Source organism: Streptomyces sp. CA-142005, assembly GCF_050942335.1.
GTDB lineage: Bacteria > Actinomycetota > Actinomycetes > Streptomycetales > Streptomycetaceae > Streptomyces.
Window position 1 is genome coordinate 7,821,239 of the sequence record NZ_CP192078.1, and the last position, 12,461, is coordinate 7,833,699.

General features: G+C 70.4%; 15 protein-coding genes. 5 read left to right on the plus strand and 10 right to left on the minus strand.

All coding sequences use genetic code 11. The features are described 5' to 3' along the window. Positions 1 to 136: 136 nt before the first annotated feature. From ACQPXS_RS36415 to ACQPXS_RS36430, 4 genes are all read left to right on the plus strand, one after another. Positions 137 to 490: a DUF317 domain-containing protein gene (locus ACQPXS_RS36415; RefSeq protein ID WP_433453749.1), complete on the plus strand. Its 354-nt coding sequence runs from the start codon at positions 137 to 139 to the stop codon at positions 488 to 490. Positions 491 to 597: 107 nt separating this feature from the next. Then, positions 598 to 888, plus strand: a complete 291-nt coding sequence (locus tag ACQPXS_RS36420) for a hypothetical protein (protein WP_328919275.1) — start codon at positions 598 to 600, stop codon at positions 886 to 888. A 15-nt stretch (positions 889 to 903) separates the two neighbouring features. After that, positions 904 to 1,725 carry a DUF317 domain-containing protein gene (locus tag ACQPXS_RS36425; protein WP_433453750.1) on the plus strand — a complete coding sequence of 274 codons (822 nt, stop codon included), beginning with the start codon at positions 904 to 906 and terminating at the stop codon, positions 1,723 to 1,725. 232 nt (positions 1,726 to 1,957) lie between these two features. Continuing rightward, on the plus strand, positions 1,958 to 2,362 hold the full coding sequence (locus tag ACQPXS_RS36430; RefSeq protein ID WP_433453751.1) for a hypothetical protein: 405 nt from the start codon (positions 1,958 to 1,960) through the stop codon (positions 2,360 to 2,362). 55 nt (positions 2,363 to 2,417) lie between these two features. Here the strand turns inward: ACQPXS_RS36430 and ACQPXS_RS36435 are convergent, their stop codons facing one another. The 10 genes from ACQPXS_RS36435 to ACQPXS_RS36480 all read right to left on the minus strand — a co-directional run bounded on the left by ACQPXS_RS36435 (position 2,418) and on the right by ACQPXS_RS36480 (position 11,078). Continuing rightward, positions 2,418 to 3,113, minus strand: a complete 696-nt coding sequence (locus ACQPXS_RS36435; RefSeq protein ID WP_433453752.1) for a hypothetical protein — start codon at positions 3,111 to 3,113, stop codon at positions 2,418 to 2,420. A gap of 79 nt (positions 3,114 to 3,192) precedes the next feature. Continuing rightward, on the minus strand, positions 3,193 to 3,636 hold the full coding sequence (locus tag ACQPXS_RS36440; protein ID WP_433453753.1) for a hypothetical protein: 444 nt from the start codon (positions 3,634 to 3,636) through the stop codon (positions 3,193 to 3,195). Positions 3,637 to 4,078: 442 nt separating this feature from the next. Next, on the minus strand, positions 4,079 to 5,821 hold the full coding sequence (locus ACQPXS_RS36445) for a relaxase/mobilization nuclease domain-containing protein (protein WP_433453754.1): 1,743 nt from the start codon (positions 5,819 to 5,821) through the stop codon (positions 4,079 to 4,081). Positions 5,822 to 5,836: 15 nt separating this feature from the next. After that, positions 5,837 to 6,352, minus strand: coding sequence for a plasmid mobilization protein (locus tag ACQPXS_RS36450; protein ID WP_433453755.1), 516 nt, complete (start codon positions 6,350 to 6,352; stop codon positions 5,837 to 5,839). A gap of 92 nt (positions 6,353 to 6,444) precedes the next feature. Then, positions 6,445 to 6,681, minus strand: a complete 237-nt coding sequence (locus ACQPXS_RS36455) for a hypothetical protein (RefSeq protein ID WP_433453756.1) — start codon at positions 6,679 to 6,681, stop codon at positions 6,445 to 6,447. 87 nt (positions 6,682 to 6,768) lie between these two features. After that, the gene (locus ACQPXS_RS36460; protein WP_328919280.1) at positions 6,769 to 6,960 is read right to left on the minus strand and encodes a hypothetical protein; all 192 of its coding nucleotides are present in this window, start codon (positions 6,958 to 6,960) and stop codon (positions 6,769 to 6,771) included. Further along, positions 6,957 to 8,678 (minus strand): hypothetical protein, encoded by a 1,722-nt coding sequence (locus ACQPXS_RS36465; RefSeq protein ID WP_433453757.1) that lies wholly within the window; start codon positions 8,676 to 8,678, stop codon positions 6,957 to 6,959. Before ACQPXS_RS36465 ends, ACQPXS_RS36460 begins: the two co-directional genes overlap by 4 nt. After that, on the minus strand, positions 8,675 to 9,316 hold the full coding sequence (locus ACQPXS_RS36470) for a WhiB family transcriptional regulator (protein ID WP_433453758.1): 642 nt from the start codon (positions 9,314 to 9,316) through the stop codon (positions 8,675 to 8,677). Before ACQPXS_RS36470 ends, ACQPXS_RS36465 begins: the two co-directional genes overlap by 4 nt. Before the next feature lie 155 nt (positions 9,317 to 9,471). Then, the gene (locus tag ACQPXS_RS36475; RefSeq protein ID WP_433453759.1) at positions 9,472 to 10,188 is read right to left on the minus strand and encodes a zinc finger domain-containing protein; all 717 of its coding nucleotides are present in this window, start codon (positions 10,186 to 10,188) and stop codon (positions 9,472 to 9,474) included. A 2-nt stretch (positions 10,189 to 10,190) separates the two neighbouring features. Continuing rightward, positions 10,191 to 11,078, minus strand: a complete 888-nt coding sequence (locus ACQPXS_RS36480) for a helix-turn-helix domain-containing protein (protein WP_433453760.1) — start codon at positions 11,076 to 11,078, stop codon at positions 10,191 to 10,193. 850 nt (positions 11,079 to 11,928) lie between these two features. Between ACQPXS_RS36480 and ACQPXS_RS36485 the strand changes: the two genes are divergently transcribed. Next, a complete protein-coding gene (locus ACQPXS_RS36485) occupies positions 11,929 to 12,399 on the plus strand; it encodes an XRE family transcriptional regulator (RefSeq protein ID WP_229924139.1) in 471 nt (156 codons plus the stop codon). Positions 12,400 to 12,461 lie beyond the last annotated feature (62 nt).

Sequence of the window (12,461 nt, forward strand, 5' to 3'; positions counted from 1 at the left end):
ACGCCTCGATTGGATGGCAAGGGACAGTTCGCCGGGGGCAGACAGGAAAGATCGCGGAAAGACTGGCCAACGTGCGCGAGAGCATGTCAACGTAGACGACCTTGCAAGAAACCCCTGGTCAGAGAGGTGATTACCCGTGACCATGGCTCCCGTCGGCCTTGGATTCTCCACCACCGTCGAAGCCCTGCGGCTGCGCGAGTGGCAGCTGGGTCCTGGCCAGCCCACGCTCGTCATGGACCAGTTCTCCGCGGAGGACTTTAACCTCATCGTGGACGACCGTGCGGACGTACACGTCAGCTCCAAGGACGGCCGGTTCTACCTCGGCTGGTTCCCGCTCGGTCGTCCCGGCACCGACGGCGAGGGATGGAAGATCGCCGTCACCGGCACGGCCAATGTACGCGGCTACCAGCTGTCGTTCGACACCGAGACGCCGGCCGACATCGTCGCTGCCGCCGTGGCGCGCGTGCTGGAAACCTCACGTCGCGTATGACAGTGCCGGCGCCCTCGCGTAGTCCTCGCTGGGAGGGTGGCCGGCTGACTGTCAGGCCGCCGGCTGATTCCACCGCTCACCGTGTTCCTCACCCAAGGAGGCTGTTCATGACGTCCACGGAGATGACCGTCGGCGATCTCATCGACCTGCTGTCCGGTTGCGACCGCAGTGCTCCGGTCCGCCAGGCCATGAACCCGTTCTTTCCGATGGCACACCGCTTGGCGCAGGTCGTGCGGTCCGTGGACGAGACCGGCCAAACCGTCGTCTACCTCGCCGAAGGCCGAGACGAGGGATCACAGCTCGGCCATCTGCCGCCCGAGGTCGCCGTCGCCCTGACCTGGCAGGGCGATGTCCAGGCACCCCCGCGCCGTCCCCGCCGTCGTGCCGGCGGTAACTAGACCCGCACCGAGCCCTTGGAGGCGCCCCTGTACCCCGAATTCCCGCCCGACCCGTCCACTCCACGTGGCGGCCAGCCTGCGTTCTGGGTCGGCCCCCGGCATCTGGCCGGTGACGATGGGCGCCTCTACGACACCGTCGCCGACACGCTCGCCGGCCTGGGCTGGACTAGCCTGACGATCGTCCGCGGACGGCACGAGCCGGATGAGGCACCCGAGGACCGCCAGGTCCTGCGCAGCACCGTCCTGCATATCAGCCCTGATGCGCTCTGCTGGGCGCAGTGGAGCCTGGCGGACGAACCGTTCCACTTGGGGGATCTGCCGATCGCCTGGCAGATCTCCGCCCGAGCGGAGGCGAGCAGCCCGCTCGCTCAGTGGTCGGCCTACTTCACCCCCGACGTCCCCGGCGAGGCCGTGACCGACTTCCTCGTCGCGCTCGACGCCCGGGACGAGCCCACCGTGCCGTTCGCCGGCCCCGAGCTGGTCCTCGACGCCGTCGTCGCACACGGATGGCTCCGCGACATCGACCAGCCCCAGGCGGCAGCGACGGACCCGACGTTCACCTCGCACATCAGCTTCGGCGAGGTGCCGCCCCTCATCGAGGACGCCGACCCGCGCGCCCTGATCACCGAGGCAGATGAGGCGGGGCCGGCCGGTTGGCAAGCGTGGGCCGAGCCCACGCTCGGCGCCCCCTGCCTGTGGGCAGCCTCGTTCGGTTCCAGCGTCCCGCACGACCTCGCGGCCGTCTTCGCCGCCTCCCTCAGCTCGATGGCACCGGTCCTGCGCCGGGTGCTGCCCGAGGCCACCCGGGAGCGGCTCCTGCGCGCGCCGGCCATCTAACGCCCCGCCGTTGCCTTTCCCCTCAAACACACAGCCCGGCCTTTTCCGAAATGGAGGGCCGGGCTTCGTGCTTCTCGGGCCGGTATTTGTGTGCACACAACGCGCTGTTGGCTGTTCCCTGGCAACCGGGACGGGTTCCGGCTCGCGAGAGGTGCAGTCGCTGCTTGAAACTGCTCCTCGATGTCCGGCAATGGGTTTGCCACCCTGTGACGCCAGGCTGCAGGATGCGGCAATGCACCTCAGCCCCGGCGTCCTTCTTGCCCTCGTCCTTGGCGTCGCCGTGATCGTCGCGCTGAAGGTCCGTTCACGCCGCAAGCGCACGGCCGCCCTCGCGGCACAGTGGCAGGCGTTCCAACAGCACCGGAATGCAGGCCGAGGAGATCTTCTTCAGATTACGCGGGTCTACCAGCGCGGACGCCGCGGGTCGAAGGCCGTCGTCACCTGGTGCGACACCGGCCGGCAACAGGACGCCTGGTTCTGGAACTGGCACGTCCCCGCAGGCGCGTACCTGCTCGTCAATGCCACCAGCGGCTATGGACCCCACAGCCACAATCCGAACGTGCTCTACGTACAGCCCGGCCAGATCCAAGCCTGGGTCCCCGCCCAGGCGGCGCGCGCTGCTCAGCGCATCGGCTGACGCGCTGCTGCCCCCGACCATCACATGGTCGGGGGCAGCAGCATGACCGGGCAGGTCAGCCGGTTGCGGTGGCCTTGGCGAGGGCCTTGCCGAGGTGGCGGTCGACGAGGGCCGGGGCGCCGGAGACGATCAGCAGCAGATTGCCGTCCCGGATCGCGCTCTGCTTCACCACGGTGCTCCGCCCTGCGGTGGAGAACGAAAGGAGCTGGCTCCACTGCTGATCCCCGAGTCGTTGGGGCGCGGGCAGCTTCTGCGCGGTTACGTCGATTGGGGTGCCGCCCGCGACGACCTGATAGGCGGGGCAGCCGGTCATGGCGTCGAAGATCCGTCCGATGCCGGCGGACAGCTTGTTCGCCGTGTCGCTGTACAGCTCCTCGGAGATCTCCGAGGAGCTGTCGCCGTAGGTGAAGGTGGCCTTCGCTTTGTGCAGGAAGGTGAGCGTGCCGCCGGTTGCCGCGTCGCCGCCCAGCTCGCTCAGGGCCGGGCAGCCGATGACGGTGACGTCGTCGTGCCGGGTGGGGCGGTCCGGCTTGGGCAGGTAGCCGTTGCCGAGGTCGCTCCGGTCGAGCAGGCGGGACTCGAGCGCGGCCGACGAGAGCGCGGCCGACTTGTGGACCGCGTCGGCCGGCTTTCCTGTCTGGGCGGAGGCGGGAGTCTGGTGCTTGGCCCCGGTGGTGTCGGTGGAGCAGGCGGGCAGGGCGAGGAGGGCGGCGGTGATGCCGAGGGCGGTGGTGGCGACGCGAACGCGCATGACGGAACTGACCCCTTGGTGTTAGGCGACGGGTGGTCAGTGCGGGCCCGAGGGCCCGGTGGGGTCGTAGGAGTGGTGGTCAGTGCCCGAGGTGGCGCAGGCAGTCCTCGAACGTGGCGTGCGTCGCGTCCGCCGGTCCGCTGTTCCGGTTGAACCACGCGGTGTCGAGGCGGGTCTCCTGCTGTTGGTGGCCGGCCCGGCAGCGCAGCCAGATCTCGCCGCGGGTGGAGAGGATGAGCCAGTCCCGGTACGCGCCGCACGCGGCGCAGGCGGCCATCTCGCCGTCGAGGACGAGGGGCTGCTTCCACGGCATCATCTTGCCGTCGACCTGGTCGTGGCTCGGCACACGCAGCTCCGGCGGAAGGAAGTCGTCCACGACGACGGTTGGCTCGACGGGCGCCGGTTCGGCCGCCTGCAACCCGATGCCCGGCGGGGCCTGGCCCTGCATCCGCGCGTGCAGCTCGGCGAACTGCCTTTGAGCTTCGCTCGGCTCCTTGGCTCGGCGGCGTATCCGGTGAAACACCCTGGCGTCCTCCTCTACCTCGTCACCTCGTCCTTGCGCGCTTCATGATCGTGCCCTGCGGCCCCGGTGGTTGCAATTCACAAAATCCACAGCCGTCTTCAGCCAGGTCATCAGGGGTGCTCCGGCTTCTGCGTTGCCCGGATGACGAGTTGGCGACCCTGCCTGTCTTCGTGCGGCGAGATGCCGTTGTCACGGCGTGCCCGATCACACGTCGCCATTTCCCCCAACCGTCCAACTTCGCGACGCCTACTGGCTCGGCTCGCTCCATCTGCGTTATGCCCGCCTGTCCTGTAGGTGCACGGATTCCGGCGGCCTCCACATCGAACCTGGTCGCCGGCGAAGTCCGATGGGGCGTACGACCATGCTGTGGCTTGCCGGCGAAGCGGTGGTGCTCTCCTCTCTTGGTGATGCGATGAGATCTGCGTACCGGCACCCGGCGGGCTCACCGGGTCTTACGCGATGCCTCCTCTCCGCTGCGCCGCCTGCCGGGTGCGGAGGTCCTGGTCGTCGTCCCGCGCGTTGCGGACTGGCCTGCTACGGGGCCGTGCTCGGGTGGGTGGGAGGTGTCGGCGGGCAGGTCGGCCGTCCGCCGCATCCGCCACACGAGCACGTCGCTGACGGAGTCCGCGGTGGCTAGTTCGCGGCGTTCGGCTACGTCGGACAGGAGGGCGGCCGGGTCGTGGCCGGCGGCTTCGGCCTCCGCGATGGTCGCTGCCAGGGCGTACCAGCCGGGCTCGGCGAGGATCTGCTCGGCCAGCTCCGGCAGCGCCTCGCGCAGCAGCACGGTCTGCCGCAGGAGCATCGGTCGGCTCAGACGCCGCCCTCGTTGGTAGAGCGCTCCGAGGGGCTGGGCGGCGGCGACCTGGTAGGCGGTACGCAGGTGCTCGGCGGCGCGGGTGGCGGCTTCGGCCTGCTGAGCGTGGCCCTTTCTGGCGTGCCAGTGGGCGGCGGCGGTGATGAGGAAGAACAGCATGTCGATGGCCATCGCCGTGGTGGCGCCGTCTTCCCCGCGGCCGAGGGCTGGGCCGCCGTGGACGAGGTCGCGGGCGGCCTGCCGCAGGGCTCGGTCGTGCCCGCGTACGGCGCGGACATGGGAGCGCGAGGCCCGCTCGAAGGCGGTAGCCGCCTCCCGTAGTTCGCGGCGGGTGTGGGCGGCGGACGTCTTGGCGAGGGCATCCAGGACCTCGCCGGCCGCGGCGATGTGGGCGGCGGCGACCGCATCCTCGCCGTGCTCCACGACGAGGACGGCCTGCCACGCGGCCGATGCCGTCCTGCGGCGGGCGGAGGCCGGAGCGCCCGGTCCCGTACGGGGTGCCTTCTCGTGCCGGGCGGCTGGGTTGTGCTGGGCGTCGCCGGACCAGCGCTCTCGGATGCGGGGCAGCGAGAGGTCTGGGGCGAGGCGCGCGCCGGGGTAGAAGACCGGCTCGCCGTCCTTGTTGAGGTCGTCCGGCAGAGCGACCTTGTACCCGAGGAGGTCGCCAAAGGGCGCGGCACGCTTACGGATCAGGAGTCCGGCGGCGGCGAGCCGGTCGAAGAACTCCTCGTCGCTCCTCGCCCCGGTCACCGCCCGTCGTACCGTTTCCCGCAGTTCCTCGCGGGCGGTGCGCTCGCGGCCCTGGCGCTCGGCCTTGTGGCGCTCAGCGCTGGTGGGTCGCTTCGCGCCGGTGCCGTCGCCCTTGTTCAGGCGGCGCAGACCGAGTTCGGCTTCGAGGGTGCGGGCTTGGGCCTGGACCCGGACGGCGTCGTGGTCGAGGTCGGGCTTGAACCCGTCCTCGCGCACGAGGGTGGCGATGATGTGGATGTGGTCGTCGGCGTGCCGGACCGCTGCCCATCGGCATCCGGCGCCCTCCTTGGGGTCGTCGATGCCGGCGGCGGCCACCATGCGCCGGGCGACCTCGCCCCATTCCTCGTCGCTCAGAATCCGGTCTTCTTGGGCGTTGCGGACCGAGAGGTGCCACACATGCTTCTTGGGCCGGTCGGCCTGCTCGACGTTCTCGACGGGCTGATCGAGGAGCTGCTGGAGCTGTTTGAGCGTGGCCGACGGGTCACGGCCCGGGTCGGGGGCGTTGCCATCCCAGGAGGCGACCAGGTGCGGGTCGGTGTGCTCTTCGAACTTGCCGGGTCCGTAGAGGTAGGAGAGGAGGCCGATGGTGCGCTGTCCGCGCTTCTGGATCCTGGGGATCATGCCGGTGAGGGGGTCCTAGTCCTGGTTCAGGAGCCGGTCGGTGGCGTGCTGGACGCGCTGGACGGCGCGGTTGGTGGCCGCGATGACCACGTCGAGTTCGCCCGGGTGCCCTCCGGCGTTGACCGCTCGGGCGATCTGGTTCAAGTTGCTGCCGACATGGCCGAGATGCCGACGGGCGGCGAACAGCTCGGCGATCACCTCACGCTCGCCGGCGACGGCACTCGCGGTCCGTTCAAGGTCGCGGGCGGCGGAGAGGGCAGCGCGCGCGAGGAAGCCTGCGAGAGTGAGGCCGGCGGCGTTCGCGCCGGCGGTCACGAGGGTGAGTTCGTCGTCGCTGAAGCGGGTGTTGCGGACGTGGGGGCGCTGGCGACGCTGGTACTTGCGGCGGCGCGTGCGCGGCTGCTCACGTCCGTCCTGTATCCCCTCTGGCTGCGATCCGCCCTCGGTCGCAGCCTCCTCGTCTGGCGTCCCCCGGCGCCGGACGAGCCCCTGCCCCCCGGGGGCAGGGGAACCCTTGGATACTCCGCTCAAGGCGGAGTATCCAAGGGGATAACTTGCTCGCCCCGAGACCGAGTTGGAGTCGGGAGCAGGTTCGAGGGTGGTGCCGGTCTGGGTGGGGTTCGTCATCGGAATTCGGGCCTCGTAGAGCGGGTGTGGTGCTGGATGGTCGCGGCCAGCGCGAGGACGTCGGCCGGTCCCATAAGGACGCGGACGGGCCCGTCGGGCTGGTTTTGAACGAGCCACTGGCCGCTCGGCGTGAGGACGGCGGCGTGCAGGAGCCGCCGGCGGACCAGGACGTCCGCCCAGGCGCCGGCCTCATCGACCGTGGGCTCGTATGAGCGAGCAGGTCGCGCAATCACGGGGTGTCTCCTCAAGTGGGGCGGTGGCCCGGCACGGAGTCGGGCCACCGGTGGCGGTTAGGGGCATTGAGGTGGGGTTTTGCAGGTTCAGCCGCACTCGGGGCAGCGACCGACGTGGCTGCTGAGCGCCCGGGCCATCCGCTGCTTCGTCGAGGCAGCCTGCTTCGCGCTGGACTTCGCTGCCGGCCTGCCCTCGTGCCGCTTGGAGTGGGCGAGCATGAAGCCGATCTCCCGCTCGTACTCCGCACGGACGGTGTCGAACTGGTGGCAGGTCTTCACGGGGCAGTGCTCCTTGTCTTCGTGGTGTCGTCGCTCCGCAGTTGCTGGAGGACGAGGCTCAGTCGGTCGTTCCGGCCGCCCTTCAGGCCCTCGCGGCGGAGGATCTCCCGTAGCTGGACCCGGGTGACGGACTCGTTGCCGTCCCGTTCGAGCAGGGCAGGGACGTGCGGACGGACCTGCTGGACGAGCTGGTCCACCGACTGCTCCGGCTCGCGCGGCGGACGCTGCGTCTGCGGGGCGCGGGCCCGGGTGCGCTTCCCCTTGGTCTTAGTCCGGGGCTTCGTGGTCGCCTTCCGGCGGAGGGGGACCTTGTGTCCCTGGTCCCCGGTGGGCTCGGTCCCCGTGTCGGTGTCGTTCGGTCCCTGGTCCCCGGTGGGCTCGGTCCCCGTGTCGGTGTCGTTCGGTCCCTGGTCCCCGGTGGGCTCGGTCCCCGTGTCGGTGTCGTTCGGTCCCTGGTCCCCGGTGGGCTCGGTCCCCGTGTCGGTGTCGTTCGGTCCCCGGTCCCCGGTGGGCTCGGTCCCCGACTCGGCGGCGTTCGGTCCCCGATGCGGATCCAAGCCCTGAGCAGGGACTTCTCGCGTAGTTCGGTCGGTCCCCGCGCCTCCCGGGTCCCCCTGCAAGGCTTCCGGATTGGCGCGACCGGTCCCCGGGACCGCACCTGCTTCTGGGGCCTCGGTCCCCACCCTGGTCCCCGTGTTCTCGCCCTCGGTCCCCGCGCTAGCCGACGCCTTCGGGACCGCGACTTCGGGGACCGGTCCCCTCGGAGCGCTCGGTCCCCGATCCCGGACCGACTCGTCGGAACCGTCTACGGGGACCGGCGCTTTCGATGCCGGCTGCGAAGGGACCGTGGCTGCCACCGAGGCGGTGTACGCCGGGGACCAGGGCGAGGGAAGCGGGACCGTGGCGAGCGCGAGCGCGTGCCGGCGCGCAGCGAGCTGGTCGAGCAGCTGCGCGCGTTGGCGGGCGTCGGTCCCGACCGAGGCCCTGCCGACCGCCTTCGACAGGCGCCGCGTCAACCGCCGGCCGCGCCAGCTCCGTTGCTGCTCGGGTGTGCGTTCGGCGAGGCGGGCGGCGAGAGTGACTGCGCGGGCGGTGGCCCGGTCCCGGGTGATCTGTGCGGCGTTGCGGTCGCGTGCGGCGATCCCGAGGCGGGACAGCAGACGCTCGCGTGCTTCCCGCCCCAGGACGGCGATCAGTCCGTGGGAGGCGGCACCCGGGGTGCGCAGGCGCAGCTCGATCCCCATAGCGAGGTGCCACAGCATCGCCGCCATGACCGGCCCGACGAAGGCCCTTACCGTGCCGCCGATAGGACCGCTCTCGGCATAGGCGGGGATCACCTGCACTGTGGTGATCAGCCAGACCAGCGTGCCCGGAAGGCCGGGGGCGCCCTCGGTGGCCAGGTTCTGTCGTGCCATCAGCGCCGTCGCGAAGAGCGCCAGCTCGGCTGCGGCGAACATGCCGGCCCGCTCGGCGGCGCCGGCCATGTCGAGGTAGTCGGCGGCGAACCGCCAGCTCGTGTCCGCGGAGTAGCAAGTACAGCCGAGGGCGGCAAGGGCAGCGACCTTGACCGCCGGACCGCTGAGACGTTTCTGCGGGCGCGTGCCCCGGCGCCGGATCGTCCAGGCGGTCAGCACCAGCACGACGGCGGCGGGCACCACGGCGGCGAGGAGGAGAGAGAGGTCCGGAGCGGCGCCGAGGGACAGGAGGGGGTGGGTCATGCGGCCTTTCCGAGAGAGGCGTGCGCCGGAGTCGACGCTGCCGGGCGGGCTGCCGGCTGCTGTGTGCCAGGTGCTGAGGCGGGCGGGGGGCCGCCCGCTGGGGCGGTCTTCGTCCGCTTCTTCTTGGGCCGCGGCACGCCGTAGGTGCGGTCGCGGTCGAAGACCTTGTTGGCCGCCTGCCGGAGCAGGTCGCGTGCGTGCTTGTGGCTGATCTGCAGGGCGGTGGCGAGCCGGTCGGGGCGCCAGCCGCGCACGTAGGCGTGGTCGATGACGACCTGCCGTTCGGCCTCGGTCAGATGCACGTCGCGTCCCAGGAAGAAGGACGTGACGCGTCGGTAGTCGAGGCGCTGGTGCAGTCCGTCGTGCCAGGGACGCCGCTCGGCCTCGGTGAGGCCACCCCAGATGCCCTCCTTGAGAACGTTCTCCAGGGCGAAGTTGAGGCAATCGCTGCGTACCGGGCACCAGCCGCACAGCTCCTTCGCCTCGGCTATGGCTTCGTGGTCCCTCGGGAGCGGGAAGAAGACGGCGTCAGCGTCCTCGACGTCCATGCCGTGGCACGCTCCCTGGGTGTGCCAGCTGGTGTCTCCGATACTGCGCAGGCCGGTGGCCGGCGCGTCGTGGGTGGTGATGTGACGCAAGGGTGGTCTCCGATGTGCTGCCGCGTCGGCTGGCTGGGCTGGCGCTGGGCGCGGCGTCGGGTGCCGGCTACGGCGCGCGGGCGTGCGCCGCAGTCGGTGGCGGGACGGTGATGTTGGGATGGCGGTGCACCGGGAGGCACGCGCCGATGCGCCGGTCAGGCCAGGGCGGGCTGCTGGACCTGCTCGCTCTGCTGGGCCTGCTGGGCGGCGGCGAGGTCGACGCGGCCGGGGTGCGGGGTGGCGCGCGGGGCGGTCGTGCGTACGCCGTCGTCGGGGCCGATCCGGCGGCGACGACACGGCTCGCCGGGCTGGGCCAGGCACCACTCGCACTTGACGCTCAGGGCGTCGGGCAGTCCCTGAGCGACGGCGGCCTCGCGGGCTGCGCGGGCGGGCCGGTAGGGGGCGAGGGCGGCGCGGGCGGCGGGCGGTATGCAGGAGCCGATCTGCCGCAGCCTGGCCTCCAGCCGTGGGTCGATCCGGTCGCGACCGCTGGTGATGGCTCTGGCCTGGGCGGGCTGCGCCGTGCCGGCGGCGACGGCGCGGCGGGTGCCGACCAGCTCGGCGGTCCAGGCGGCCTGGTCGTCCGGGTCGGCGGACGGCGTGGGATCGGAGTGCCGGGCCAGGCGGTCGCGCCGGTAGCTCTCCCAGGGGCGGGCCACGTCCGCAGGCAGGATCTGGTACGGCGAGACTCGGACGTGCTGTCGGGCAGCGACGCGGGCGTCCCAGCCGTGCGGAGTGGCCATCGGCACGTCGCCGAGCAGCTCGTGCCACTGGGCGAGCTGGTCGCGTGCCTCGCCCTGGTCGGTGCGAATGGTGCGGGGGTCGAGTCGGCCGATGTAAGCCAGCAGGGCGGCGATTTCGCGGCGGTCCACGGCTACTGCTCCGTTCCGGTCGGCTCGTTCAGGGCGGCGAGGAGGGCGGCGGTGTGGGCCTCTGCCCGCGTCATGCCGCCGGGTTGGCCGGGACCCGTGCCGGGCACGGCGTAGAGGTTCGGGCGGCCAGGGGGGTGCTCCCTGGCGACCCAGGAGCGCCAGTCGGCAGCCCACGCAGCCGCCGGCCTCGGCTTGAAGCCGGAGCGGTGGGCACGCCACTTCGCGTCGGCCGCCTGCAGGCCCTGCTCGCCGAGGCGGTCGAGGTGTCCCTGCTGGCGGGCCCAGGTGTGGCTGGCTGGGTCGACCTGCCACTCGGCAGCCGAGAGGACGGCAGCACCACCACTGCTGTACCTCCGGTTCAAATCCGGTTCACTACGGTTCTGGGTGCCGGTTTCCGGTACATCGCTGTGCCGGTTTCCGGTACGTCGAGGTGCCGGTTTCCGTCGGGACCTGCCGGATTCCGGTACTGCCGGTTTCCGGGCCCTCGCAGGAGATTCCGGCACCTCACGCGGGCGGATGTTGTAGCGACGCAGGGCCGAGATGCGGAGCGCCGGGGTGGCCTCAGTCCCCGCCGGCGGCGCATGGTCGGCATCCTCGTCGTCCACGGTCTCTGCCAGGGCCTTGGCGGCGAGGGGGAGGCGGTAGACCGTGCTGCGCTGCGGGCCGGTGAGGTCTTCGAGCTGCTCCAGCTCACCGGCGTCGACCAGACGGTCAATGGCTTCGCGGACCGTGGAGACGGAGGCGCGGGTGCGCTTGGCCAGGCTCGACAGGGAGGCCCAGGAGACGCACTGCTCGTCGCCCACCCGGTCGGCGATCGACAGTAGGACCAGACGCGCCGTCCCCCGGCTGCAACTGTGCTCCCACACCCAGTCGCGGGCTTCGCTGCTCATCGGCAGCTCCCGACGAGCGGGCGGGTCCCGCAGCTCGGCGGGGCCATGAACGTGCGGTCCGGCTCGGGGCGCTGAGGCGCCGAGGCGGAGATGGCTGCCGCGCAGGCCAGGCGAAAGGGCCTTTTGCGCAGGGCAGGAGACATGCGATACTCCCCTTTGCAGTGTTGCCACGCTGACGCGCCCCTTGGAAGGACTCAGCGTGGTGATGGTGGGCAATCTCCGCCCTTGCCGGGGCGGGTATGCCGCTTAGCGTTCGGCGTCCGTGAGTTACCGCTCCCGGGCGCCGTCGCTGTTTGTGGACCTTCGCGGTCCGGTCCGTCCTCGTGCTCTCCTCATGTCCGTCGCTGCGGGCGGGTTGCCCGGGGACGATGAACATACGCACGGACCCGTATCAAGATCCAGACTTGGTTCTTAAACTCTGTACTGGTTGCAGAGAGTCATCGGATGATCGTGTGCCGCAAGTGTCCGTACGGCGCGACCTGGGGCGCACCCCCGCGTCGAAGCGCACCGTTGCCGCGGCTGCCTCGAACGCCGAGAGGGTGTCACTGTGTCCGAATTGGAACGGGTGTCTGTTATTCCCCGCAGTGGAAATGCGAGGCGGACGGGGTGTTTCCACTGCCGCCACCGCGCTTTCCGGTCGAAGATAAAATCCTGCGTGCCAGACGTGACCTATGTCGCTGGCCGAATGTGGCTTGCGCCACGTCATCCGGCATACTCCTGCCGGTAGAAACGGACAGGATGACCTGAAACAGGCGGTACGCGTCACACGGAAACGTGCTGGTGAGGAAGAACTTTCCATACAGTGGATCAGCTCGTCAACTCACGTTTATGGCGGGGTAGGGTGCTTGAAGTGACGACGAAGTCCACCCAGGAAAGGATCATGAAAGACTCGACCGAAGGCCAGGTGAGCCCCAAGGGGCTCATGGACCGCCTAAACCGCCTGTTCGACACAGTGCACCCGCCCGACCGCGGCCCCTTCAGCAACGCCGAGGTGGCCGAACTCATGGAGAAGCGCGGGCTGGGCAAACTGTCAGCCCAGTACCTCTGGCTCCTGCGGACCGGGCAGCGCGATAACCCGACGAAGCGTCACCTCGAAGCGCTAGCAGGGTTTTTCGGCGTGGACCCCGCGTACTGGTTCGACGACGCCGTCGCCGAAAAGACCGTGCAGGAACTTGAGTTGCTCGCACTGCTTCGCGACACGAAGATCAAAAACGTGCTCCTTCGCCTGTCCGACGTTTCCGCAGACGGAAAGGATGCCGTCCTGGGAATCGTCGAGAGCGTACGAAAATCCGAGGGGTTGCCGCCCTCAACTGGCTCGTAAAACGGCCGTGTTCAGTAAGTGATCAAGGAAAAGTAATGTGGTCCGCACGTAGGCTGCGCCGG